The organism is Streptomyces sp. NPDC058246 (assembly GCF_042881985.1).
Taxonomy (GTDB): Bacteria; Actinomycetota; Actinomycetes; order Streptomycetales; family Streptomycetaceae; genus Streptomyces.
This window is the reverse complement of the sequence record NZ_JBHVWZ010000043.1, coordinates 48,845-70,041: the sequence shown is the minus strand read 5'-3', so window position 1 is coordinate 70,041 and position 21,197 is coordinate 48,845. Positions and strand designations below refer to the sequence as shown.

At 66.8% G+C, this 21,197-nt stretch carries 22 protein-coding genes and 1 pseudogene; 4 read left to right on the top strand and 19 right to left on the bottom strand.

The genetic code is table 11. The features are described from left to right. Positions 1-223: 223 nt before the first annotated feature. The 4 genes from ACFVXA_RS37540 to ACFVXA_RS37525 all read right to left on the bottom strand — a co-directional run bounded on the left by ACFVXA_RS37540 (position 224) and on the right by ACFVXA_RS37525 (position 2,266). Positions 224-649, bottom strand: a complete 426-nt coding sequence (locus tag ACFVXA_RS37540) for a hypothetical protein (RefSeq protein WP_390028488.1) — start codon at positions 647-649, stop codon at positions 224-226. 241 nt (positions 650-890) lie between these two features. Further along, a complete protein-coding gene (locus ACFVXA_RS37535) occupies positions 891-1,142 on the bottom strand; it encodes a hypothetical protein (RefSeq protein ID WP_390028487.1) in 252 nt (83 codons plus the stop codon). A gap of 153 nt (positions 1,143-1,295) precedes the next feature. Then, the gene (locus ACFVXA_RS37530; RefSeq protein WP_329166869.1) at positions 1,296-1,448 is read right to left on the bottom strand and encodes a hypothetical protein; all 153 of its coding nucleotides are present in this window, start codon (positions 1,446-1,448) and stop codon (positions 1,296-1,298) included. Then, positions 1,445-2,266 carry a hypothetical protein gene (locus ACFVXA_RS37525; RefSeq protein ID WP_390028486.1) on the bottom strand — a complete coding sequence of 274 codons (822 nt, stop codon included), beginning with the start codon at positions 2,264-2,266 and terminating at the stop codon, positions 1,445-1,447. Before ACFVXA_RS37525 ends, ACFVXA_RS37530 begins: the two co-directional genes overlap by 4 nt. A gap of 780 nt (positions 2,267-3,046) precedes the next feature. Here ACFVXA_RS37525 and ACFVXA_RS37520 point away from each other — a divergent pair. Then, positions 3,047-4,270, top strand: coding sequence for a hypothetical protein (locus ACFVXA_RS37520; RefSeq protein WP_390028485.1), 1,224 nt, complete (start codon positions 3,047-3,049; stop codon positions 4,268-4,270). A 96-nt stretch (positions 4,271-4,366) separates the two neighbouring features. Here ACFVXA_RS37520 and ACFVXA_RS37515 read toward each other — a convergent pair whose 3' ends face one another. The 13 genes and pseudogenes from ACFVXA_RS37515 to ACFVXA_RS37455 form a co-directional block, all read right to left on the bottom strand. Continuing rightward, on the bottom strand, positions 4,367-5,005 hold the full coding sequence (locus ACFVXA_RS37515) for a hypothetical protein (protein WP_390028483.1): 639 nt from the start codon (positions 5,003-5,005) through the stop codon (positions 4,367-4,369). After that, positions 5,002-5,925 carry a hypothetical protein gene (locus ACFVXA_RS37510; RefSeq protein ID WP_390028482.1) on the bottom strand — a complete coding sequence of 308 codons (924 nt, stop codon included), beginning with the start codon at positions 5,923-5,925 and terminating at the stop codon, positions 5,002-5,004. The genes ACFVXA_RS37515 and ACFVXA_RS37510 overlap by 4 nt, the downstream gene beginning before the upstream one ends. 159 nt (positions 5,926-6,084) lie before the next feature. Next, positions 6,085-6,642, bottom strand: a complete 558-nt coding sequence (gene tpg, locus ACFVXA_RS37505; protein WP_390028481.1) for a telomere-protecting terminal protein Tpg — start codon at positions 6,640-6,642, stop codon at positions 6,085-6,087. 12 nt (positions 6,643-6,654) lie between these two features. Further along, positions 6,655-8,889, bottom strand: a complete 2,235-nt coding sequence (gene tap / locus ACFVXA_RS37500) for a telomere-associated protein Tap (RefSeq protein WP_390028480.1) — start codon at positions 8,887-8,889, stop codon at positions 6,655-6,657. A 185-nt stretch (positions 8,890-9,074) separates the two neighbouring features. After that, a complete protein-coding gene (locus ACFVXA_RS37495) occupies positions 9,075-9,218 on the bottom strand; it encodes a hypothetical protein (protein WP_390028479.1) in 144 nt (47 codons plus the stop codon). Between the two features lie 202 nt (positions 9,219-9,420). Further along, positions 9,421-10,413, bottom strand: a complete 993-nt coding sequence (locus tag ACFVXA_RS37490) for a hypothetical protein (protein ID WP_390028477.1) — start codon at positions 10,411-10,413, stop codon at positions 9,421-9,423. Between the two features lie 790 nt (positions 10,414-11,203). Continuing rightward, on the bottom strand, positions 11,204-11,497 hold the full coding sequence (locus ACFVXA_RS37485) for a hypothetical protein (protein ID WP_390028475.1): 294 nt from the start codon (positions 11,495-11,497) through the stop codon (positions 11,204-11,206). Positions 11,498-11,846: 349 nt separating this feature from the next. Continuing rightward, on the bottom strand, positions 11,847-12,377 hold the full coding sequence (locus ACFVXA_RS37480; protein ID WP_390028474.1) for a transposase: 531 nt from the start codon (positions 12,375-12,377) through the stop codon (positions 11,847-11,849). A gap of 32 nt (positions 12,378-12,409) precedes the next feature. Continuing rightward, positions 12,410-12,946, bottom strand: a pseudogene (locus ACFVXA_RS37475) (transposase domain-containing protein); the annotation flags it as partial. Between the two features lie 161 nt (positions 12,947-13,107). After that, positions 13,108-14,043: a hypothetical protein gene (locus tag ACFVXA_RS37470; protein ID WP_390028472.1), complete on the bottom strand. Its 936-nt coding sequence runs from the start codon at positions 14,041-14,043 to the stop codon at positions 13,108-13,110. A 68-nt stretch (positions 14,044-14,111) separates the two neighbouring features. Then, a complete protein-coding gene (locus tag ACFVXA_RS37465) occupies positions 14,112-14,681 on the bottom strand; it encodes a hypothetical protein (protein WP_390028471.1) in 570 nt (189 codons plus the stop codon). Positions 14,682-14,840: 159 nt separating this feature from the next. Further along, positions 14,841-16,076, bottom strand: coding sequence for a VWA domain-containing protein (locus ACFVXA_RS37460; protein ID WP_390028470.1), 1,236 nt, complete (start codon positions 16,074-16,076; stop codon positions 14,841-14,843). A gap of 209 nt (positions 16,077-16,285) precedes the next feature. Then, positions 16,286-17,446, bottom strand: a complete 1,161-nt coding sequence (locus ACFVXA_RS37455) for a hypothetical protein (protein WP_390028468.1) — start codon at positions 17,444-17,446, stop codon at positions 16,286-16,288. A 205-nt stretch (positions 17,447-17,651) separates the two neighbouring features. Here ACFVXA_RS37455 and ACFVXA_RS37450 point away from each other — a divergent pair, with 205 nt between their 5' ends. Further along, positions 17,652-17,870 carry a hypothetical protein gene (locus tag ACFVXA_RS37450; RefSeq protein WP_369483705.1) on the top strand — a complete coding sequence of 73 codons (219 nt, stop codon included), beginning with the start codon at positions 17,652-17,654 and terminating at the stop codon, positions 17,868-17,870. Between the two features lie 79 nt (positions 17,871-17,949). Here ACFVXA_RS37450 and ACFVXA_RS37445 read toward each other — a convergent pair whose 3' ends face one another. Next, a complete protein-coding gene (locus tag ACFVXA_RS37445) occupies positions 17,950-18,333 on the bottom strand; it encodes a hypothetical protein (RefSeq protein WP_390028467.1) in 384 nt (127 codons plus the stop codon). 303 nt (positions 18,334-18,636) lie between these two features. On the opposite strand from ACFVXA_RS37445, the gene ACFVXA_RS37440 reads away from it, so the two are divergent. Next, positions 18,637-19,104, top strand: coding sequence for a hypothetical protein (locus tag ACFVXA_RS37440; RefSeq protein ID WP_390028466.1), 468 nt, complete (start codon positions 18,637-18,639; stop codon positions 19,102-19,104). A gap of 53 nt (positions 19,105-19,157) precedes the next feature. On the opposite strand, the gene ACFVXA_RS37435 is transcribed toward ACFVXA_RS37440, so the two are convergent. After that, positions 19,158-20,198: a NucA/NucB deoxyribonuclease domain-containing protein gene (locus ACFVXA_RS37435; RefSeq protein ID WP_390028465.1), complete on the bottom strand. Its 1,041-nt coding sequence runs from the start codon at positions 20,196-20,198 to the stop codon at positions 19,158-19,160. A gap of 747 nt (positions 20,199-20,945) precedes the next feature. Here ACFVXA_RS37435 and ACFVXA_RS37430 point away from each other — a divergent pair. Beyond that, positions 20,946-21,191, top strand: a complete 246-nt coding sequence (locus tag ACFVXA_RS37430) for a DUF3761 domain-containing protein (RefSeq protein WP_390028463.1) — start codon at positions 20,946-20,948, stop codon at positions 21,189-21,191. Positions 21,192-21,197 lie beyond the last annotated feature (6 nt).

Here is a 21,197-nt window from a genome sequence, read left to right as displayed (position 1 = left end):
CGCGTTGGCGGTTCGTTGAACCGGTCGGGCATCCCAGAGCGCAGAGAGACCCCGGGCCGCAGATGCCTGGGGTCTCGTACTGTCTCGCCGCAGAGGCGAGAGCCGCTCTCGCGGCACGGGTCAGCGCCGTTCGACGGTCTGTCCCAGGGTGGCCGCCCTGTCGCGCGCGGGCTTGCCTTCGTTCCTCTTCTCCGTGCCCACAAGAGCCGGGTTGGCGAGGGAGTCAGTGAGGCTGGGCGGTGGCGGAGGAGGTGGGTTCCCCTGGTTCTGTGTGTCTGTCATGGCCGCCAGTGTGCAGCACGAGACTGACAGTGGAGAGGACGATCCCGGCGGCGACAGCGGCCAGGGCGACCGTCCATCGCTTCGTCTTCCGCTGATGCAGGCGGGCGTTCTTCTCAAACATCCCCACCCGTGTTCCGGCCAGAGCACCCAGCGTCGCACCTTTCTCCGAGCGTGCGTAGGTGTCCAGGACGTCCCGCGGCTTGATGTCCTCGTACTCAGCAAGGTTGAAGACCGAGATACCGAAGCCGACAGCCACCGCGTACGCCACGAAGGCCGCAGTGCCGGTGAACGGCTCGAAGCTCCGGGAAGCCAGGAACTGGGCGCCTGTAGCCGCGAAGCCCACCAGGAAGACTGCCTTCGTGTCCACCTTCGCGCCCGACTCTGACTGCCGTGCCAGACGCCACCAGTTCGCTGTTGATCAGCTCCAAGGTCTCTTTCTGGTCCTTGAGCTCCTGCGGCGTCATCGTCATGCCCTGAGCGTATGGGGCATGGTCCAGCGGCGTGGTCGCGGTGCGCAAAGCCGACGGCGGCCCGGGATCATGCCGAAACGAGCAGCGGCCCCAGGCGAGAAAGCCGGGGCCGCTGCCGAGCGGTGCAGAGCGTCTGGGTCAGGCAGAGCTCACGACGATGCCGTTGACGCGCGCGACGAACTCGCCCGCGCGGACGCTGGCCGCCGTGTCCAGGCGCTTCTGGAACTCCTGGAAGTCCTCAACCGGTTCGCCGTCGACCTCGTACGCCCACTCTTCGACAGGGGCGTCGATGAGAGCGGCCTGGAGGTTTGTGAGCAGCTTCGCTCCGATGGGAGTGGGGCTCGCGGACGGGTCGACCGGGTACTCAACTGACCATCTGGTGTGTGCCATGCCGTGGACACTAATCGGTGCGCCGCCCCGCAGGCTGATCCGAGCTCGACAAACGCTCCGGTCCCGACATCGACCGGACGCCGCCCGGAGTGCGTGAGTCCCGAAGTCTGTGACTCCGGGACTCTCAGACGGTTTCCGAGACCGGGCCGGGCACTACTTGAGCAGCAGGTGCAGGAGGCCCACCATGCCGACGCCGACCAGGAGGGCGACGCCGACGGCGGGGTGAAGCAGTGCGATGTATGTGGTGACCCCGCCGACCAGGAGCAGGAGCGCGGTACGCAGGTCGAGCCCGTTCCCGTTGTTCACCGGCCAACCGCCTTACGGGCGGCGGCACGGCCGTACAGGGCTTCGATCTCGCCATGTGACGCCATGACCTTCGCGCGGGCGCGCAGACGGGCCATGTGTCCCTCGACCATCCGGGACGTCATCCCGAGCTCGGCGCCGATCGCCTTCTGGGTCATCTTGGACTCCCAGATCAGGCCGCAGATCGCGCGCACCTCGGGGCCGGCGCCGTCCAGGATCCGCTGGACGGTGTCCTGGAGGACGAACGCGTCGTCGGGGGAACGGACGTATCTGGGACCCCACATGTCCTCGTAGGGTTCCGCGGCGATGGGATCCGCGGCCTCGAACAGGCGTCGGCGGTAGCCGTAGGCCCATTTCTTGAACACGTCGCGGAAGGCGTATAGGCAGGTCTTCACGAAGTAGGTGCGCATCGTCGCGCCCCCTTCCGGGTCCCACTTGCCGGCGGGGAGGAGTTCCTCGGTGAACCTCTGTACGGCGATCTCGACGGCCTGGTGGGCGATCTCGTCACGGATGTCGCCGCGCCGCTTGAGGATCTCAACCTCGAAGTAGCGGGTCCCGAGAGGGACACCGCGCTCTCCGCACTTCTCGATGACCGACCCGTCCCGCATCCATGCGCGCAGGCACCGCCAGCCATAGACCCACAGGTCGTCGCGCAGGTACTTCGTCTCCCAGTGGTCGGGGTCGAAATCGCGGAGCCGAAGGCGTTCGTACAGCGCGCAGTCCGCCGCGTGCTGCTCAAGGTTGCGCCGCTTCGAGCCCTTCGGCCGCTTACCACCCTCCTGAGACGACTTGTCCGTTAGTTTCGATATCCGCTTGGGCATGTGGCACCTATCTATCTCGCACATGAAGTTCTACTGGCGGTGCCGTATGGAAAGAGCAGCAATTCATCCCACGCACTTTTTGATAATTCCGCGACGAAAGTTCGTTTCCGCTGGTCAGCGACACCCAGGAGTGACGCCAGGGGGTGGACGCCCCACGGCGGCCCGACGACTCGCCGGGCCGCCGTGGGAGGGGCTGGTGGGACAGAGCCCGTGAGTCCCGAAGTCACAGACTCGGGGACTCACGGCTCCGAGCTGGGCTGGTTCTACTGTTGGGGGCCGGAAATGAGGCGCTCGGGCCGCGCTGCCGGATCGGCGGCCGCCGGGGTAACGGGGTGGGTCTCCAGTCACTCGCGCGGGCAGGCGAAGCAAGGGACAAGCCTCCGGAGCTGGTTGAGCCCCGGAGGCTTCGTCGTCCCCGCGCCCCACCGCCTTGGGTTATCCACAGGCCCGAACGCGGTCGGCCGTTCCTTCGTACGCTGCTGCCCGAGTCGATCACACGGGGGTGTGCGGGATGCGGTACGGCGTGGTGGTGGAGGAGCTCGCGGTGGAGGTCATGGCAGAGCTGCTCCTGTCTGCCATGACCCAGTCTCTCTGTTCACCGCACAGGAGCTACGACCAAGAAGATCCAGGGAAATCACTGCGAGCTGGGCAAACCTGACCTGTTGCAGGACCGCTCCCCCTGCGTTTCTCAATGCGGCCTGTTTCTGCAGTTCAGCCCCAATTGTCAGACCATCCCCGTACCGTGGTGAGTCCTACTCGCGACGGCTGCGGGGAGTGCCGATGGACGACGACCTTCAGATCGACAGCGACGAAGAGCTGTTCCGCAACCCCGTCTACTACGAACCGGCCGGCCGCAACCTCGACCTGGACCGCCCCGACCTCGGCGTCCCGCAAGGCCAAGACCTCCTGAACGTGCTCCTGCGCATGCGCGGACGCGTCCCCGTCGAAAAGCGCGGGCTCATCTGCCCCGACTGCCGGGATCTCCGCGGCCGACGGATCCCTATGTACCTCGTCCAGCGTGACGGCGTATGGCTTGCCTCCCACTACCGGAAACCTGGGGAGAAGCCCATCAGCCACGAGTCCGACGAACACCTCGCCCGCAAGGAACGCGTCGCGAAGGACTCCGAAGATCACGGCTTCCAAGCCGACATCGAGTCGCAAACCCCCGACGGGCACGCTCGCCTCGATGTGCGCATCAACGGCGCCAACGGCATCGTCCTGGGCTACGAGCCCCAGTTGAGTGCCCAGACAGCCCGTGGGATGCGTGCGCGGGAGGGGTTCCGGCGCCGCGGCGGTGTTCAGTCGGTCTGGGACTTCGCCGACCCCGACCACGCAGGCATCGGCACCGTCCCTTACGTCCGCACGCCCAACCTGCCAGCCTCCGTCATCCGCGTGCAGAAGAACCCCATCGCGGTCCAGGACGGCAACTTCGTCATGGAGGAGGGCCAGTGCAGCCAAAACGGCGCACTCACCCGGTGCCCGGAGAAGCCCTACGACCCGGAGAACCCCACCGACACCGGGTACTGCGGCGGCTGGCACCGCGTCCTCATGCCCGCCCATCAGTCGAGCACCTTCACAGGGGAAGGCGGCCTCACCCTCACCCGGTTCATCGTGGAAGCCGCGGCCGGTGAGCGGATCCCGTTCCAGCGGGGCGGCCACCACGGCTGGCTCCCCGCACAACAGTGGCAGCAGTACCTCGAAGCGAACGGGCCAGCCCTGGACGACAAGGAGCGTCAGCCTTCCGTACGGCAGGGGAACCGGCACGACAGGTGCACCGAAGACCGTCCGGCTTCGGAGCTGCGAGCTGAGCCGAAGCAAAGACGTGGCAGCCGCGCCATCGTCCTTGAGTCCCGCCCCCGAGAAGCCGAGACCGCAAGGGTTCCGGTGGACGCGTCGGGCCGAGCGATCCCGCTCTGCCGCTTCGGCTGCGGTCAGCCCGCAAGCCTTCCAGGACCCGAAGGGCTGCCCGAGCACTTCTCGTGCCGCAGGAAGCATGAGGCGTGAGTGAATCTCTGGCAGGCGGTGGTCCGGCGTCGGATGATGGCCGCTGGGGCTGCCAGCTAGCGTCAGACTCCACTGTCGGTGGTAGCGGTGCGGCGGTCAGTGATTGGTGGTGTCCGAGGCTGCGGCCTCGGTGAAGGTGCTGTGCTCGGTACTACGGCTGATCAGGTCGAGTTCCATGTCGCCGGCGGTGAAACGGTCGGTGTAGTAGCGCCCGGCGATGGAACGGGGTGTCCGGCCGGCCAGGCTAATCCGACAAGCGCCGGTGTGCACTGGGCTGCGGTGCTGGTGAGCCACCTGTGGAATGTTCTCGTAGAGGAACCGCAGCTCGGTTATGCCTGAGCCATCGCGCTTTTCGATGGTCGCGTTGGTGGACCGCGAGGCGCTTTCCCCGGTCCGCAGTGTGGCGTGGAGAGTCCAGTAGGACTGCTCGACGGTCAGGTAGGCGCGAATGGGGCCGCGGTTTCCGCCCGCAGGGATGTGACTCTCCGGGCTCGGGCGCAGTGTCACCCGCCAGGTGCCGTCCAGGCGTGGGTGTCCGTTGAGGCGGTGTATACCGCGCCATCGCCATGCCCACTTGTCGAAAACCAGGACCAGGTAGCCGAGCAGGGTGGGGACGTATGCGAAGGCGTACTTCAGCTCCTGCTCGGGGTGCACCCCCAGGATGTAGAGGAGCGCTCCGTACAGGGTGGAGGCGACGGCGGCGCCCCAGCGGATGGACTGGACGGGCGAGCTCATCGCGGGACTCCGTAGCCCAGGTAGTCCCAGGCTGCGGTGACCAGCTGTCGGGCGTCGCTCTGGGTCCACTTCTGGCCTGGGCCGAAGAGCTTCTTGATGCCGTTCGGCTCGACCATGGCGTCCGGGTTGGCGGTCAAGGACCAGAAGTTGAACTGTCCCCTGAGATGGTCGAGGGCCGCACGAAAGGCAAGGTCAAGGGAGAACGAGTTCTTCAGGGCCGTGTCAGGGACGTTGTAGATCAGGCACTCCATGAAGTACGACGGAAGGCGCTTGATCTTGCCCATTGCTGCCAGGTCGTTCTCCACCGACTTCAGGGCGCGGACCGCGAACTTGTAGCGATTGCCGGTCCGGTTGTTCTTCGCCCGGCCGTTGTCCAGCTGCTGCTGAGACCAGTTGACAATGTGCTTGCCGTCTTTGGTGAACACGACTGTGCCGCGCCTAGAGTCGCCGAAGGCGGGTCTGTGGAAGTAGGTGAAGCACGGCACCACATCGGTGTCCGGGCGGCTGCCCGGAACGCTTGGGACGTAGAAGGCCACGTTGTGACTGGCGTCGACGGCGTTCGAGGCGCGCCTGAGCGCGATCCCCAGCTCGCTCCGGAACTTCTCCGGGGTCCAGGGGCCCATGTAGTCGGCGTTCTGCAGGACCAGGCCCCAGTACGTCATCCCCGCCGGGGAACCCTGGAATATGCGCTGGGTGAACTCGACCTTGATATCCATGTCGCTGTCGCTGCTGACGTTGGTGTTGTTCGCCCAGGAGCCCTTCGGCTCGACGATCAACCCGAGGCCAGCAAAGGGAGGATGCTGTTTGACCGCGCTGGTCACCATGCGCCGCGCACGGGCGAGCCTCGCCTCTTCAGCCGTGCTCGGGGGGCTCTTCCACTGGTCTAGTTTGTTGATTCGCTGCTGTGGCGTCAGTCGCATCTCTTACTCCTCCGCGGCCGGAGCCGGACCCGCACCCAACGGTGTGGTCTTCATGTCCGAGCGCAGGCTACGCCGCACCACCGACAATCGCCCCGCTGCCTTCTCCGCGACAGCGAGTGCGCCTGTGGGCCGGACCAACTGGTCCGGCCCACAGGTCTCCTACAGCTCGAACTCCAGGTGCTCCACGTCCGTGAACCGGACTTCTTCGAGGCTGCCGGCGCGGCGGCCGCCATCCTGGAAGTACACCTCCTTGAGCGCTTCGGCCGCGATCTCCTGGAGCTCTTGGTCACTGGCGCCGGCTTCTTGGGCGTCGAAGAGGCGGGCTGCGTACTGCGGCGGGAGGGCGACGGTGAGGTGGCGGATGCGGTCCTGGTCGGTGGTGCCGATGGGGGCGGTGTAGCCGAGGCGGGCGCGGGTGTCGATGATAATGCCGCCCGTGGTCGCCGCCTTCTTGCGGGCCTTGGCCCGGACCTGCGGCTGCCAGCGGGCTTTCACCTCGCGTTCCAGGCGTGCGGCGAGGCCCGGGCGGGGCTTTTTGATCTGGTCTTTCACGTACCGCTCGACGGTGCGCTGGGAGATCCGCAGCATCTGGGCGACCGCCTTCGTGCCACCTAGCTGTTTGACCAGGTAGCGCATCTGCGCGGGTGCGGTCTTGGGTGCCGGGCGGGTGAACGCCTTGTGGACCGCGGCGTCCAGGCCATCCCCGAACATGGTCATCGTCGCCTTCTCCTATTCGCCGTTGTCGGCGTCGGTGACGGTGCCGTCCTTGATGTACCGGGCGAGGTTGAGCTCCGGTGCGTTGAACCGCTCGCGGACCTCCTCGCCCCACAGCACGGACTGGGTGCCCTCGTGCTTGACCAGGCCGGGGTTGATGCCGAGCTTGAAGCCGCCGGGCAGCGGCTTGCCATCCCGGTAGGGCAGGAAGTCCAACGGCGACGGCCCGTCGGACGCGTAGACGACGCAGTCGGACAGGATCGCGACCGGGTACTGGCCGGTGAACGCCGCATGCTTGACGATCTTGCGGTGCAGGTTGATCCGGGTGCGGGAGATGACCGCCGCGCGGATGTCCGGCCGCCAGGTGGGACGCGACAGGGCCCGCCACGGCTCGCCGGGCTTCCATCCCTCACCTCGGGGGCGCTCGCGCAGCTTGCCCAGGCCGCCCTTCACCGTCGCCTTGATGGCCGAGACAACGATCGCCAGCTCCGGATCACGGTCCCTGTAGCCGTCCATCGCGGTCAGGAAGTCGGCCGGGGAGAGGTCGGCGTGAACGCCGAGGTCGGCCATCGTGGCGAGGTAGGCATCGCGCAACCGGTTGTACCACCCGTCCAGGTAGCGGCCGTTCTCGTACCGCAGATAGGCCTCGACCGGCGTGACGTCGTAGCCGAGCTCCACCGCGTAGGCGACGGTGGGCGTCGCGTACCAGGCCGGGCCCTCGGGCCGGTCGCCCTTCGGCGTGAACGGGCTGGGCAGCAGACTCGCGTCCAGGTCTACCCACTTGTCCTTGCCGACCTTCACCCGCGACAGGTCGACGTGCGAGAGGTCCACCAGCCACGATCCAGGCAGCTTCGCGTCGAACACCGGCGCCTTGACGTGCGTGGGCGCACCCAGGCCGACGGTCAGGCCGTTGGCGCCGGCGGCGAAGGCCATGTTGACGTCGATGCCGACCAGGTGGCGCAGGGTGCATTCGGCGTCGGTCATCGGCCGGGCCCAGTCGTAGGCCTCCTCGAACAGCTTCTCCGCAGGTCCCCGGACGTGGAAGCGGGGCAGGTCCTTGAGGAGGGGGTGTCCGTCGGGGACCTCGCACGGCGCTGGGTCGACCGGATCCCGGCCCAGGCTTCCGGGGTTGTGCTCGGAGTGGCGTTTGCCGTCGGCGTCCGGGTCGGAGGCCCTGGTCGGCGGGTGCAGCGCGGTCATCAGCTCCAGGCCGGTCACGGCCGTCGATCCGCGCGGCGTCATCACCCGGGACGCGAACACGCCCAGGACGCGGGCGAGTTCGGCCGGCGCCAGCTGCCCCACCTCGCCCCAGTGCCGGGTGCCCAGCGCGTGCCACGACGGAATGCACAGCTGCACGCACTGACGGTCCGAACCCTGCGCGGGGCGGTAGATCCGCGCCCACGGCCCGAACCCGCGCTTGGTCAGCTTCCACTCCGCGCGCACCAGCTGCCTGATGACCTTGTGGCTCTCCGGGATCCGTCCCGCGAGACGCTCCTCGTCGCCGAGGGCGACGGGCAGACCGTAACGCTCCAAGGCGGCCTCGGTGAGGACGAGCAGCGGGTCGCCGTCCTTGCCCGGCCCGGCGAGCTTCGGCTGACCGAGCTTCGCCTCTTTCAGGGTCCAGTCCACCAGGGATGGCAGGGACTTGGCGGGCACGTCCAGGATCAGGCCGCCGGTGCAGTACGCCAGCACCTGACCGTCCTGGACGTCGACGACCGCCAGCGGCCCGTTCTCGAACCGCGGGTCGGCACCCTCCGCCGGGGTCCCGGCCGGGGCCGCCTTCCGTACGGCCGGACGACGCGACGTCGACGACGGCCCGGCAGTGCGCGCCGGACGCGGCACGGCCTCCGGAGCAGCAGCAATGGCGGCAGCAGGGGTCTGAGTGTTCTCGGTTGCGGTCCTGGTCGCAGCCTCGGTTGCCGGACCGGTGGACACAGGACGCGCCTGCCCCGAGGCGGGCGCAGCAGTGACAGGGCTGGGCGCCGGGGTGGCCGGCTCTTCCAGGGCGGGGTAGAGCTCCGCGAGCTGCCGCAACATCCGCGCATACGCCTCACGCTCCGGGCCCCGCGGCTCGGTCGGCTTCGTCAGCGACTCCCAGCCCGACACCGTCGCCCGACGCACATGCAGCGCCGCAGCAACTTCCTCCAGCGTCAGACCATGCGCGGTACGCAGCCGCTTACGCTCCGCCGCAGGCGGCAACGGCGAGCGGGACGCGACCAGCGCATCCACCGCATCGAACAACTCGGACATGCAGCACCTCCACACCACCACCCTACCCCCTTAACCGCACAAAGAGCGTACATTGACCGTACGAACCGCGTACGTGAGGCGTTCGAAGCGGTCCAGCACGCCCGGCGTGCAAAGACCGTACGCCAGGCACCAGCTGCCAGTTGCCAGCTGGAGTGCCACGCGTGGTGCGGCGGCGCCCGGCCGACTCACGCAAGGAACTGGGCGAGGGCCCCGGTGACGGCGGCGAGGATGAGACTGGCGGCGAAGGTGGTGGCGGCGCGCATGAGGGCTGTGGGGTAGGTGGCGCCGTCGAGGCGGGCGAGGGCCGGACGCGGCAGCCGGTACACCATGGCCGGGCCGGGGCCGGTTGTACGGGCGGCTCGCGATCGAGGAGTGTGTACCACTCGTCGGCCCGCTGTACTGGACGGTAACGGCGGCGAGGTTGCCGGTAGGAAGACGCTGCGTCCCTTGTAGTCCCGCAGCCCGCCCCTGGTCTGGACGTGACTCTCCTGCCCAAGACTCGCTGACCTGAGCCGCCAACCCCTTCTGCGATCAAGCCTCCAACAGAGTCCTCGCACGCTCCGCGAGCAAAGGCATCAAGCGCTCTCGCCACGTGTCCAGAGAGATCATTCCACTGGACATACCGCCATGGGCGTATTGCGCCCGGTACACGGACGGCTGCCGATCCCCGGCGAGGTCCAGGCCCACGAGCTCTCTGAACGCCGTGTGCAGACGGCTGACCACTTCGTTGACCGATGTCGGGGCGTCAACATCGGACAAGTGGCCACGAAGGGCCCGCCAGAGGTAGGGGTCGCCGCGCAGGCCCCAGTGTTCAGGCTCGGGATCGAAGAGGTCAGCGATGGTCACGGCCGCCACGGTGGGGGCTGTCCACGGTTCGCCCGACGGCTCGTAGACGCAGTCGGCAGTGACGCGAAATACCGGCGACGAATCGTGGTCCATCTTGCCTATGGTCTCGACGTTCAGTTCAACACCGCGAAGCGTGATGATGAAGAGTCCGCCGGTTATCCGGATCCAGTACGCGGGTGGGTCGAGCTCGGTGAGAACCTCGAGTTGGGGCAGGCGCACACAGTACGGGGCGGCCTTGTCGTACCTGATGATCAGTGCGTACAGGTTGCGCTGCAGGTCGGCGAGGACGTCGCCGGGAACGTGATGCTTGACCTCGGGCTCCAGGACGCGCGCGAGGTGGTGGTGCCCGCGTCCGGCCGCGATATCGGCAGGCCGCTCTCCCGCGCTGTTGCGCAAGGTGCGCCACGCCCCGTGCTCGAGGAGGCCTTGCACGATGTCGGTGGGGGCTCCATGCCACGCGGCCTGGTGGAGCGGCGCGTACCGTTTCTTTCCGTCCAGGCGCACGGCGTTGACCCAGCTGCGTTGGTCCCTGGAACTCAGGATGGTCAAGACGCGTTGCCAGTTGCCGTCGCGGGTGGCGTTGGCCAACTCATCCCGCTGTGCCACTTCGTGCGGGTTGCCAACGGCCCGGGTTATACGCCCGTCCCACTGTGCGATGCCTTCGAGCCCGTAGTGCATGCGAACGAGTGTATGGCCGATGATCATCCTTGCAGGGGTTGCTGAGCAACGCCGCGCGGTGCCGCGGCGGCCAGGGCGCCTGCCACCGCGGTGAATGGAGCTGCCGCCGGTGTCGTTATCGACGGCGCTACGTCACCTTCCGGGCTCTCTCAGCCTTCCGGTCTCTTGCCCAGTTGGGCCCGCCCTACCGTGGATCGTGATCGCTGCGGCCGTCGGAGCTGACAGCCGGCTCAGGGACAGCTGCACCGTCATGCCTCCGGAACGCGCCGGTTGTCCCACTTGAAGGCGCCCGTACCCTTTGCCCAGCTGAGCCCGTGGATCCCCAACGGAGCCAGAATCACGGGCGCACCTGCTGCATCTTGTCGGGGCCGGTGGAATCGGGTCACAGACCAGGCGCCCCGGATCCAGTTGCGGCAGTACTGCCAGGGCGGGACGTTGCACTTGGGGCATGCCACCCCGGCGCACGCGTTCCAGGCCCGACGCAGGGCGGCGTCAACGGCGGGAACGTCCTGGCCCGTTGGTTTTGCGGTGAGGGTGAAGTACTCCATCGGCCGATGATGGCAGCCGGCTCAACTGCACGTCATACGAACCGTCTGCTCCCAGAATGAACGGCTGCCCCTCGTAAACCCCTGCACGATCGAACAGCAGCGCCGAAGCGGGCGCGACGACCGGCGAAGACGCATCCGACGCTGTTCATCGTGACGCCGAGGTGGTCGGTGCGCCGCTGCGGCCGCGCACGCCGCGCGAGCGTCGCTGGTGTACTGACCGGGCGTGGCTGGGGACCGGGTGGTTACGGTGGCGCAGTGGACCGAGGTGGCGGCGCGCTGGCCGGGAACCGGCGGTACGGCGGGCGAGTCTGGCGCCATGCAGCAACGGAGAGCACGAACGAAGCAGCACTCCAGCCGTTGCCGGTCACCAACTGCAGAACATCGAGGACGCCGCCCATCGATCCGGGCTCCGCCGACTTCTCCCGCAGCGTGAGCACAGCCGCCCTGCGCACTTCCGGCTCCTGCCCCAACCAGCCCTGCAACGAGCGCAGTTCACCCTCAGAGCGTTCCTCGTCGATGTACACATCAACGCGCACCGCATCCCCTCCAACAGCAGCCACACCCCTACGGGAGGCCTGCACCCGGCCATCCTGCCCCGCCCCTGGGTACGTCACCCCTCGGCCCACGGATGGGGAGAAGGATCTTGTGCAACATCCTTTAGTCCCAATGCCGTTGCTTTACGGGTCTGGTGGTTGGGGTCGCTTGATGCGGATGGCTTGGGTGCCGGCGTGGGTGGGCTGGGGCCATGTGTAGTGCTCAGCCCGCTTGAGCCGGTAGTTGGACATCTTGCGCTTGACGACACGGGGCTGGCTGCGGAGGCGTCTGGCGGGCAGGAGTCTTTCCAACAGGTCCTCTTGGAGCACTTGCAGTGCTCGGACCAGGAGTTCAGGGGGAAAAACCGCCCGGGGTGACGGTCACACTGCGCCGGGCGGAGCGCAGAGTTTCAGTGAAAGAGATGCGGTCCGGGTCGAGCTGACGGGTGGCTGCGGTTCTCAGCATCAGCTCCCGCAATGCGTGGTGGACCAGAAGATGGGCCCAGATCTGTTGGAGGACACCGTCGGGTGTCTTGCTGCTGAGGACCACCTTCGCACCGCGCTGGCAGGTCTTGATCTCGGCGAAGACCGACTCGATCTCCCAGCGCTCACGGTAGAGCGCGGCCAGCTGCCGTGCCGGATAGCGGCGGGGGTCCAACAGAGTGGTGACCAGGCGGTAGTCGACGGCCGCAGCATCACCGCCGACATCCTTGAGCTGGTAAGCCAGGACGCGGACCTGCACCGGGTCACGTTTCGCAGGGTCGGTGCCGGCGTGAATGTCGGAAAGCCATGATCCGTCACGAAGCAGCTTGCGGCCAGGCAGGACACGGTTGGCCGGCACCCGCCACAGCGGTTCCCCCCGGTGGCGGTGAAGGCTCGCCACAACGGGACACCCAGGAACTCGCGGTCGGCCAGGACGAGCTGGCCTGCTGCGCAGGACCGCGGCAAGCGGCCCACAAGAGTGACTTCACCGGTCCGGCAGCCGGCGAGCTCCGCGTCCAGCACCGCATGGCTGCCCAGTTCCACCAAAGCCGCCATCCGCACCTGGACGAAAGCACTGCGCTTTGTTCCGCGGCCGTTGCCGGGACGGCCGAACGCGGCCTGATTGGCTTCGGTATCGGCTACATCCCAGCAGGTCCCATCGACGGCCAACAGCCGCAGCCCCCGCCAGAATGCACCGGGCGTCGACTCGTTGGCCATCGGCTTCGCGGTCGCCGCGAACAACACCTGGAGCGGTTCGAAGCCGAGCCGTTGCCGGGCTCTGAACAGCGAAGATTTCGCGGCGACGTGCCAGTTGGCCAGCAGTCCCAACCCCCGCAGACCCGCGACCAGATGTCGCATGACCTCGAGATACGGGGCAGGCGAGAACAGCGCCAGCCCCAATACGAAGTACACGACCAACCGTGCAGGAAGCAGTCGCCTACGTTGCTCCGAACGTCCGCACGCAGCCACCACCCGGTCCACCAACCCCGGCGGATACACCCAGGTCAACAGACCAAGACCCGATAAGTCAGACGCACTCGCAGCCACCCGAACCACCCCCGGGACCCACAACCAACCAGCCTACGCCCACGGCAAGAGCAACGGCATTGCCTTTAGTCCCGGTTCAGGATTTAGCCGAATCCACTACAGGGGTGAAGGCACCGATAGCAGGCGACGTCTCTGCCAGACGGATCCTCTCCCAGGCCCTGCAGGAGGATGTCCTGGCCCAACTCGACCTTGGTGAAGCGGGCCAGAGGGTCTCTAGGCCGGGAGACCAGACTCACTTCGTGGACTTGCAGCGCGGACATGACGGGCCGCGGAAAAGCAGAGACGATCTCACCGTCGGTATGCGGACAGTTGAGCCGGCCGCACACGTTGCATGTTCCGTCGGCGTCATGCCACACGGTGACGTCGTACTGAGTGTCAAGCAGGTGCTGGCAGGTATCGATGTCTTGCACGCACAAGGAACAATTGCGGGTCGAGGTAAAACCGACAGACATGCCCCACCGGCTGTGCATGAGCGTGAGCCGACATACATCCCAGTAGGTGCCGTCGGAGTACTCGATGTCACAACCGAACAGCCCTCCCACGAGGGCTGCGATGTCGTGAGCGTGTCGGTGGGCGAGTTCCGAAAGATCGCTGTCCTCAAGAAAGTTGTAGGCGTCGACGGCATGGGCCAGCGAGGTGCGTGCCGCCTCTTCCAGATCCTGCCACGGATCGGTGGGTTGGGGTGTGTCGTTAGGTACGTGCAAAGAACGCGTCATCGCCATGTACTGGCGGTGGCTCCACCGCTCGGAGGTGGGCGGAGCGACAGACCAAGGGGGCGGGGAGGCGAGTGCTGCGATGTTAGCTCGCAGTTGGCGCCGAGCCTGCGACCACACGCGGACAAGGAAGTCCTGCTGTGCACTCATCGTCCACAATCCGCGGCGGTGGATTTTCTCTGTCGTCGACACCCAGGACGGAAACGACGCCAGGGGCAGGCCCCAGGTGAGGGAGATGCTGCGACAGCACTGCCCGTACAGGCGCATGGAATCCCGCAGGGCCGTCACGCCGTCCTGGTACATCATGGCTAAGCGCACAGGGCCTGCAGCCGGGGGCAGAGGTACCCCGGTGCGAATGACGAGGCCAGAGACTCTCATCCCGTCGTGTCCTCCGAAGCAGCATCGTCCGGGTCTGTCGGGGAAAGCTCGGCACGAGCCAGGTCGGACGCGGCCGCTTGTAGGAGGTTCTCAACGTCTGCCAGCTGGCTGGTGATCTCCAGACCCCGGATGACCGTCTCGTTCCCGGTCCGAACGATCTCAGCAATCTTGACCGTCACGCACGCCTCGCTCACCTCCTCCTCAGGGCAGCTTGGCCCCAGCGAGGAGCGCGCCCGCTGCCAGGCAGTCAGAACGATGCTTTTGACCAGATCGGTGGTGAGCGTGGTAGCCACCGCGATTCCGACGGTGGCCACCACCTCGGTGGCCCCGTACTCACTGAGATAGCGGCGGTCTTCTCGCGCGCAAGCGAAGTCGATGTCCACGCCACGGTGTCGCAGAGTTTTGATCAAGCCGGCCACATCGTCCCGGTAGACGGCGATCCCGTCGATGCTCGAATCGGGAAGCAGAAACACGCGGTCGCCCGTTGGGGCGGTCAGCACTGCCACAGGCAGGTCTGCCTCTGAGATGTCCCAGCGTGTCACAGCACCGTTGATATCTTCGGCCATCAGCAGGAGCCCTCTCGTGGCTAAGTGTTGTACACGTACAGAAGCCTAAAGCGGCATGGGGAGCTTCTGCCTTCGCAAATGGCACCGCGTCCAGCCAGCGTGCCGTCGCTGACCGGGTGTGCCGAGTTCATTTGGTGGCAGGGCGAGCAGACTGGTGGCTTACGCCGGGGAGCGGATCCAGGTGGCGAAGGCTTTGACAAGACTGGTGTAGAACCGTTCGTCTGGTACCGAGCCCGGGTTCTTTCCGGCGTCGTAGAAGGCGACGTTGGCGAAGGTGGCTGAGGCAGAGGCGTTGAGGTTCTTGTAGAAGGCGAGCTTGCCTCGGCCGAAGCCGACAAACAGCCAGAAGACACCGAGCGAAGCGGTGTTCTGCAGCAGGGAGCGGACCTCGGCCTTGTCCCACGGCTCGTCGCCGACCTGGGTCACGATGAAGGCGGGGTCGGCTGCTCCGGATTCCTGGTAGTGGCCCACAGCGCGGCGCATCGATGCGGCGACGTTGCCCCAGCCCCAGTCGATCTGGGTGTGCAACTGACCGATTCGACCGCGGTAGTTGTCCAACCCGATCTCCTCCAGGAACGGCTGGTCCCGGCTGGAGAAGATCACGGGAACGGTGCCATCGTCGTCCAAGTTGGCCGACAGGGCCAGGACCCGCTCGGCGAAGGCTTGCACCGCGAACGACTCGTACAGGTCCTCCATGTGCCAGTCGTGATCGAGAATGAGATAAACGGCGGCCCGCCGCTCTGCGATCCCGCGGTCAGCGAGGACTTGGCCGGCCTGCCGTACAGGCGTTGCCAAGCCGGGAGCCCGCCGCTCTACCTTCGCCAGATCAACGGCAGACCGTCCCGCTCCCGAAGCCCCGGAAGCTGGGCGCGGGACAAGCGCAGCAGGGGCCACAGGCTGATCAGGCTCTACATCCACGCCGTAGTCGGTGGCCAGCCCCGCCAAGCCTGAGGCGTAGCCCTGCCCTACGGCACGCACCTTCCAGTCCCCGCTGCGGCGGTACAGCTCGGCCACGACCACAACGGTCTCCCCCGAGGCGAAGTCCGCCGCGGTGAACGACAAATCCGAGGCTCCGGCCTGAGTTACCGTCAACTTCGGCGCTGCTGTGAAGGCCGCCCCCGGCTGCTGCGGATCAGCGCTCACCGCGATCACCACGCGGTCCACGCTCTGCGGCACGCGGGCCAGATCGGCGGTGACGGTCTGGCCGTCGGTCGAGACTCCGTCCTGGACTGGGTGGTTGTAGAAGACCAGGTCGTTGTCGCCGCGGACCTTTCCGTCCGCTCCCAGCAGCAACGCTGAGATGTCTGCTGCCAGACCGCGAACGGATACCGACAGCGTCACCGGCCTCGCTGCCAGTGGTGCGTTCTCCCCTTTGCGCAGCGACCTCGTCTGCACTTCAGCCCCCTTGATCGCCGGGAGGGGAACGATAGCCTTCCCACATCCAGCGGTAGGCGGTTTCGGATAAAGCTCATTCCAATGAAGCGTGCGGCTTGTATGGGCGGTACGCGCCCAGCAGCAGGAATCATCCTGCAGTGTCAACCCGGGGCTCCCGGCTTGGTCTTGGGGTTGGCGAAATCCGTTCCGGGGCGCGGTGCCATTCCGGCTCAGCGAGTAGCCTCCTGGTCCTTTGGTTGGACTGTGGTCAGAATCAGGTCGCGGACGGGTGGTGGCAGCACGCCTGGCATTTGCAGGACCTCCCACTGACAGCCAGGCACCAGCTCATCGAGTTCTGCGTACTTCTGGCACTGGTGGAGCAGCAGCAGTGTCGAGAGTGCGGTGCTGGACGGGGAGTTACGGGGATCGCGCAGGGTCTCCAGGAGGGACAGCCCGGAGGGCAACCCTCTGCTGAGCAGCCACTCCGTGACGGCCTCCCCCGCCTCCCTGGCATCCAGTTCGGCCTCGACTCGCTCGCAGAAGGCCAAAGCCCACTCACGGACCTGCTGAGCCGTGCGCCATCCGGCAGCGAGGTATTCCAGCGCCGCCGCCTCAGCCAGATCCCTGAGCAGGTCGCGGGCGTCTCCTTCGGTGAGGAAGGTGAGCGAACCGTCGTCTGCCATGACCAGGTCCGCGGCTTCCGGGACGTCCTGGTGTGTGGTCTCAACGAGCGAAGCGAACGGATGAACCGCCATGCCTGGATTCATCGCGCGCAGCAGGTCTCCCATCTCCTGCACGGACATGGTGCCGCCGAGGGTGACCGTCACGGCGGCCAGCAAGGCGTCCTGTGGAGTCATCGGTGTGGGATCGGCGTTCTTGTCCAGCTGGGCCAACTCTGCGGGCGGTTCGCCCAGGAGGCGGGCGATGCGCTCGTCGATCCGCCTCGCCCGGGCCGGAACGAGGGTGAAGGCGTGGCCGGCCTCACTGAGATGACCGGCCACATGGTCCACCTGCTCTTCCAGCCCTCCGCTGTTGTCCGGATGGTCGTCCTCACCGGGCAGACTCACGGCATCCACTGCAGCACGGAAAGCGGCCCGCACCGTCGTCTCCGGCACCGGATGCCCGTCAGCGAACAAGAGCAGCGCCAGGTCCGTGGGCCGTTTGCCCCGGCCTGCGCGGCGGGCAAGAGCGAGGACCAGGTCGAAGCTCTCGGGCGGCGGGGCGGAGGTGCTGCCCTTGCCACGACCGAGGCCTCCACCGGAAACGTTGCCCGGCAGGAGGCTGGCGCGCCGCCAGACTTCGAGCTGCTTGGCCGTGACGGTCAGGCCGTGACGTGCCGCGTGGTCGATGAGCTGCTGGTCGGCCGTGCTGGGGCCGTCGCTGGAGGACATGGCGCGAAGCTAGCGGCGCCGTCATCGGCTGTGGCCGGGTTTTAGAGACCCCCCACCTTCGTCCGGTCGCTCTGCTAGCCGTCCGCTGAAATGACGGTGAAAAGCGCAGCGCCTACAGGGGTCCGTAACGACGGAGGTCGTTTCGACCCGCTGCACGACAGGCCGCCCGCTCTCGGGCGCCCTATTCGTAAAGGAATCATGGCTGATGACCACAAATCCGACTCGCCGCGAGAACAGTGACCACCGGGAACTGCGCATCGTGCTTCTCCTGACCGTCCTGGTCCTGGGACTGCTCATCACTGCCGCGGCCGTCTACCTGGCCCGCGTGCACCCGGCTCTGGCACAGCCTCTGGGAGTGGGAGCAGCCGTCATGAGCGCGCTCACCGCCATCGCCGGAGTTGTCGCCCGCACCATCCGAAGGTGATCGGCTTGGAAAAATCGCGATCTTCGCCGCACCAAGGAACATCCTGCCGCCCGCGGCGTGGGCTTCGTACGGCCAGCAGTCAGCGGGGCGCCTTGAAGTGCAGGTAGCTCTTCTTCACCTCATCGAAGTGCCTGCGAAGGTCCGACTCCGTCAGCTTGGACTCAAACCGATCTCCGTCGCTCGTGTAGAACTTCTCCTCCCCCACTTCGTAGTAGGTGTCCTCGCCGGCGGGTACATCCCGGTACTCGGTGTAGTACAGGCACTTCCCCGCGGCATCGCCGTACCGGGAGGAGAGGATCTGTCCCTGCGATCCCCAGCCGGTTGCAAGGACTCGCTTGTCCTCGCCCAGGAGCTTGCGCTTGCCGGCGCTCTCCTTGGGACGGCATACGCCGTCGCCCTCGTCCGAAAAGTGCGCTGTGCCTGCCGCGACGTAGGTGCGGGCCACGAACGGTGTTCTGTCCACCCATGGCTCCCATGTGAAGAGCACCGCCCCGGCGACGGCAAGGACCAGACCCGCTGGAACTCGACCCACAGCTCTCAGTCGCGGGCATACCCGGAAGACCTCAGCGGCTTCCAGGCCGGAAGGGTGCTGATCTTGGAGACCGCCCTCTATGCGCCTTACGGCTCCGAATACCGGGGCTGGCTGGGAGTGGCCGCAGTCACCCTGGCGTTCGCCTGTTGACCGACCGTGCCCTGTGCCCGTTGGGGCAGCACGGATCTACGATCTCGGGGATGGTCAGTCGTGTGTGATGTCGAAGGGGCGCTCATGGCAGAGCTTGTGCGGCAGCAGGATGTGAATGCGTACGTCGGCTTCCATGCCTTCGGGTTGCAGGAGTCCGATGACGCGGACCTGCCGGTTCCCTTCCCGGACGACTTCAACCGGCGTGCGTTTCTCAGTACTCATCCGGGGCGTCTGGACATCACCAGCGGCGGTCATACCCATACCGCCGTGGTCAGTGTCGAAGTGTGGGACGGGCCGCCGCCTGAGCAGAACCGGTCCGACTGGGATGAGGTGGACGAAGCCGAGTTCGAGTCGGCCAGTGGTCAGGTAGCCGTGTGGTCCATGCACACGGGCCGGATGGACGACCTGATCACGCTGGCTGACTCCGGCGGTTCGTGGCACGTCCGTGTCCACTGTGCGGGCCGGGCCGAGGCCGCAGCCCTGTCGGAAGGCGAGGGCACCGGCCACGGTGTGGAGCGCTACCTCGTGCAGTTCTGGCCCGCCAAATCGTGAACCGGCTGCGGCGGGAGCGGCTGTGCAAGGGGCCACTCCCGCCGCAGCGCAGGTCAGGTGACGATCTTCACGATGAAACCGTCATCCAGCCCGTCGATGATGCGGTTCTTGGCGTAGAAGCTCTTCAGGAGGGAGCCGCCGGCCTGGTTGTCGTCGCCCGGGATCGGCTTCGCGGAGAAGTTGAACTCTCTTACTTCTGGGTCGTAGGAGTGCTCCGCAGCTCCTTCATAGGTGCTCGCGAAGGGGTACTCGTCGCACTCCTTGCCGCCGCTGGTGTAGTTGGGTCCCCAGTACCGCTTGCACTGCTTGACGGCCGCCTTGCGGTTGTCGTCGATGCGGCGTGCACTCACCGTGCGGTGGAGCGGATCCGCCGACGTCTGCCCGGGCACCTTCTTCGCCGACATGTACGGCTTGGTGTCCTGCGGGACGAGGAATGCCTGGTTGATGTGCTGCGCTTCGGCGCGCTCCTCAGCGCCATGCTTCGCGCTCAGGGTGAGCGCGGTCAAGTAGCTGAACGTGGCGGCGCCTTTCCTGGCCGGGTTGCCGCCGCCGGTTGAGTTGGCGAGGTACGTCGCGGCGTCCCAGCGCGGTGCGAGCATGAATATGTTGCCCTTGAGGTCCCCGGTCAGCGTGGCGTTGGGCGGCGGAGTGACGGAGATGGAGGGCTGGTAGACGGCGAAGACCAGGTCGGCGGAGCCGCTGCCTTGGCCCGGCTTGGCGTTGACGGTGTCGTTGAAGGTGCGCTGGGCGGAGAGTTCGGTGAAGGTCTTCGTTCCGGGCATGTGGCCGCCGCGGGTGTAGCGGGCACCGGAGGGCCAGCTCTGGGGTATGCCGGCCTTCGTCGTGATCTTCATGGCGGCCACTTCGGTCTCGCCCTGGGCCACCATCTCGGTGAAGTAGTACTGGAAGTTGATCGTGCGGCTGTTCTTGGCGATGGTTCCCACGACGCGGATGTTGAACTGGCTCACGCCGACGGGCTCGCGGTTGACGACCCAGGTCTGGACGAACGAGGCTCCCGAACAGACTGCGAACCGGGACTTCAGGAAGAAGTTCGTGGTGCGGCCCAGTCCTCTCTTGCATTCGTCGAACGTCATCGTCCGCGACGGCTCCGGTGCCGTGATCTGCGCGCCCGGCCCCGTGGGTGAGAGTCCGCTTCTTGCAGCCGGAGCGGCCGCGCGGCGCGCCAGCGGCGCGTACGAGCGGGCAGGTCCCACTGTCTCCTGTGCCGTCCGCGCAGCCGGTTCCGCGGTCCGGGCAAGCTCGCGGAGCCGCTCCGTACCGCCTTGGCTCCGTAGCTCCTCGAGTGACGGTGCCGCTGTTCCCGCAGGCAGCACGTAGGACTCCACGTGCAGATCCGCGGGACTTTCGGCCCTCGCCATGGATGGAGCCGCCGCCGACAGCAGGGCGACAGTCGTCATCACGGTTAATGCCCGCCTGCGGACACGGCGGAGCAGGACTCCGTTCACGGTTGAACCCCCGAACTCAGTCGGTGCCGGACCCCCTGCCCGAACACCTGGTCGAGGAAAGATCTATCGAACGAATACCGCAAATTGCTGCAGCCTCGCCGGGATGGCGGAATGAGGATCAATCATTGGCCGAGACCGAAAGCCCTGCTGCATCGGGACAACTCGACAACGGCAGCGGCAGGCGCGACGGGCCGCTCGCGCCTGAGTGTGAGCGGGCGCCTTGAGCCGCGCTGCCGTATGACTGTTCGCGCCGATCGAACGTCCAGTGACGGACCGGCCACGACTGTCACGGTCCGATGATCAGTAGGCGGCATCGCACCGAGGAGGCTGGCCTGCGGTGCATGATCGCGTCTCCGGCTCACTGAGGGGGACTTCATGCTGACCACATTCCGGGGTGCCGTGGCTGCGGCGGTGATGGCAGGCGCACTGCTGGCACCCGTAGCTGCTGCCACCGACGCCGCGGCCGCGTCGTGCGCCCGGCACACGACGGGCGTCTGCAAGGCGAACTCGCCCCACCCGCGCGGGGCAATGGCGAAGTGCAAGGACGGCATCTACTCCTACAGCGCCCACTTCCGTGGCACCTGCTCCCACCATCGTGGCGTGAAGTACTGGTACCGGTAAAAAAGC

Excerpts from the sequence above, each read along its gene's own strand:
- ACFVXA_RS37490 (WP_390028477.1), bottom strand. The coding sequence starts at position 10,413 with ATGCACTACGGGCTCGAAGGCATCGCACAGTGGGACGGGCGTATAACC.
- ACFVXA_RS37435 (WP_390028465.1), bottom strand. The coding sequence starts at position 20,198 with ATGACGTTCGACGAATGCAAGAGAGGACTGGGCCGCACCACGAACTTC.
- ACFVXA_RS37520 (WP_390028485.1), top strand. The coding sequence starts at position 3,047 with ATGGACGACGACCTTCAGATCGACAGCGACGAAGAGCTGTTCCGCAAC.
- tap (WP_390028480.1), bottom strand. The coding sequence starts at position 8,889 with ATGTCCGAGTTGTTCGATGCGGTGGATGCGCTGGTCGCGTCCCGCTCG.
- ACFVXA_RS37430 (WP_390028463.1), top strand. The coding sequence starts at position 20,946 with ATGCTGACCACATTCCGGGGTGCCGTGGCTGCGGCGGTGATGGCAGGC.
- tpg (WP_390028481.1), bottom strand. The coding sequence starts at position 6,642 with ATGACCATGTTCGGGGATGGCCTGGACGCCGCGGTCCACAAGGCGTTC.
- ACFVXA_RS37470 (WP_390028472.1), bottom strand. The coding sequence starts at position 14,043 with ATGATGTACCAGGACGGCGTGACGGCCCTGCGGGATTCCATGCGCCTG.
- ACFVXA_RS37455 (WP_390028468.1), bottom strand. The coding sequence starts at position 17,446 with ATGTCCTCCAGCGACGGCCCCAGCACGGCCGACCAGCAGCTCATCGAC.
- ACFVXA_RS37495 (WP_390028479.1), bottom strand. The coding sequence starts at position 9,218 with ATGGTGTACCGGCTGCCGCGTCCGGCCCTCGCCCGCCTCGACGGCGCC.
- ACFVXA_RS37515 (WP_390028483.1), bottom strand. The coding sequence starts at position 5,005 with ATGAGCTCGCCCGTCCAGTCCATCCGCTGGGGCGCCGCCGTCGCCTCC.
- ACFVXA_RS37525 (WP_390028486.1), bottom strand. The coding sequence starts at position 2,266 with ATGCCCAAGCGGATATCGAAACTAACGGACAAGTCGTCTCAGGAGGGT.
- ACFVXA_RS37465 (WP_390028471.1), bottom strand. The coding sequence starts at position 14,681 with ATGGCCGAAGATATCAACGGTGCTGTGACACGCTGGGACATCTCAGAG.
- ACFVXA_RS37450 (WP_369483705.1), top strand. The coding sequence starts at position 17,652 with ATGACCACAAATCCGACTCGCCGCGAGAACAGTGACCACCGGGAACTG.
- ACFVXA_RS37510 (WP_390028482.1), bottom strand. The coding sequence starts at position 5,925 with ATGCGACTGACGCCACAGCAGCGAATCAACAAACTAGACCAGTGGAAG.
- ACFVXA_RS37440 (WP_390028466.1), top strand. The coding sequence starts at position 18,637 with ATGGCAGAGCTTGTGCGGCAGCAGGATGTGAATGCGTACGTCGGCTTC.
- ACFVXA_RS37535 (WP_390028487.1), bottom strand. The coding sequence starts at position 1,142 with ATGGCACACACCAGATGGTCAGTTGAGTACCCGGTCGACCCGTCCGCG.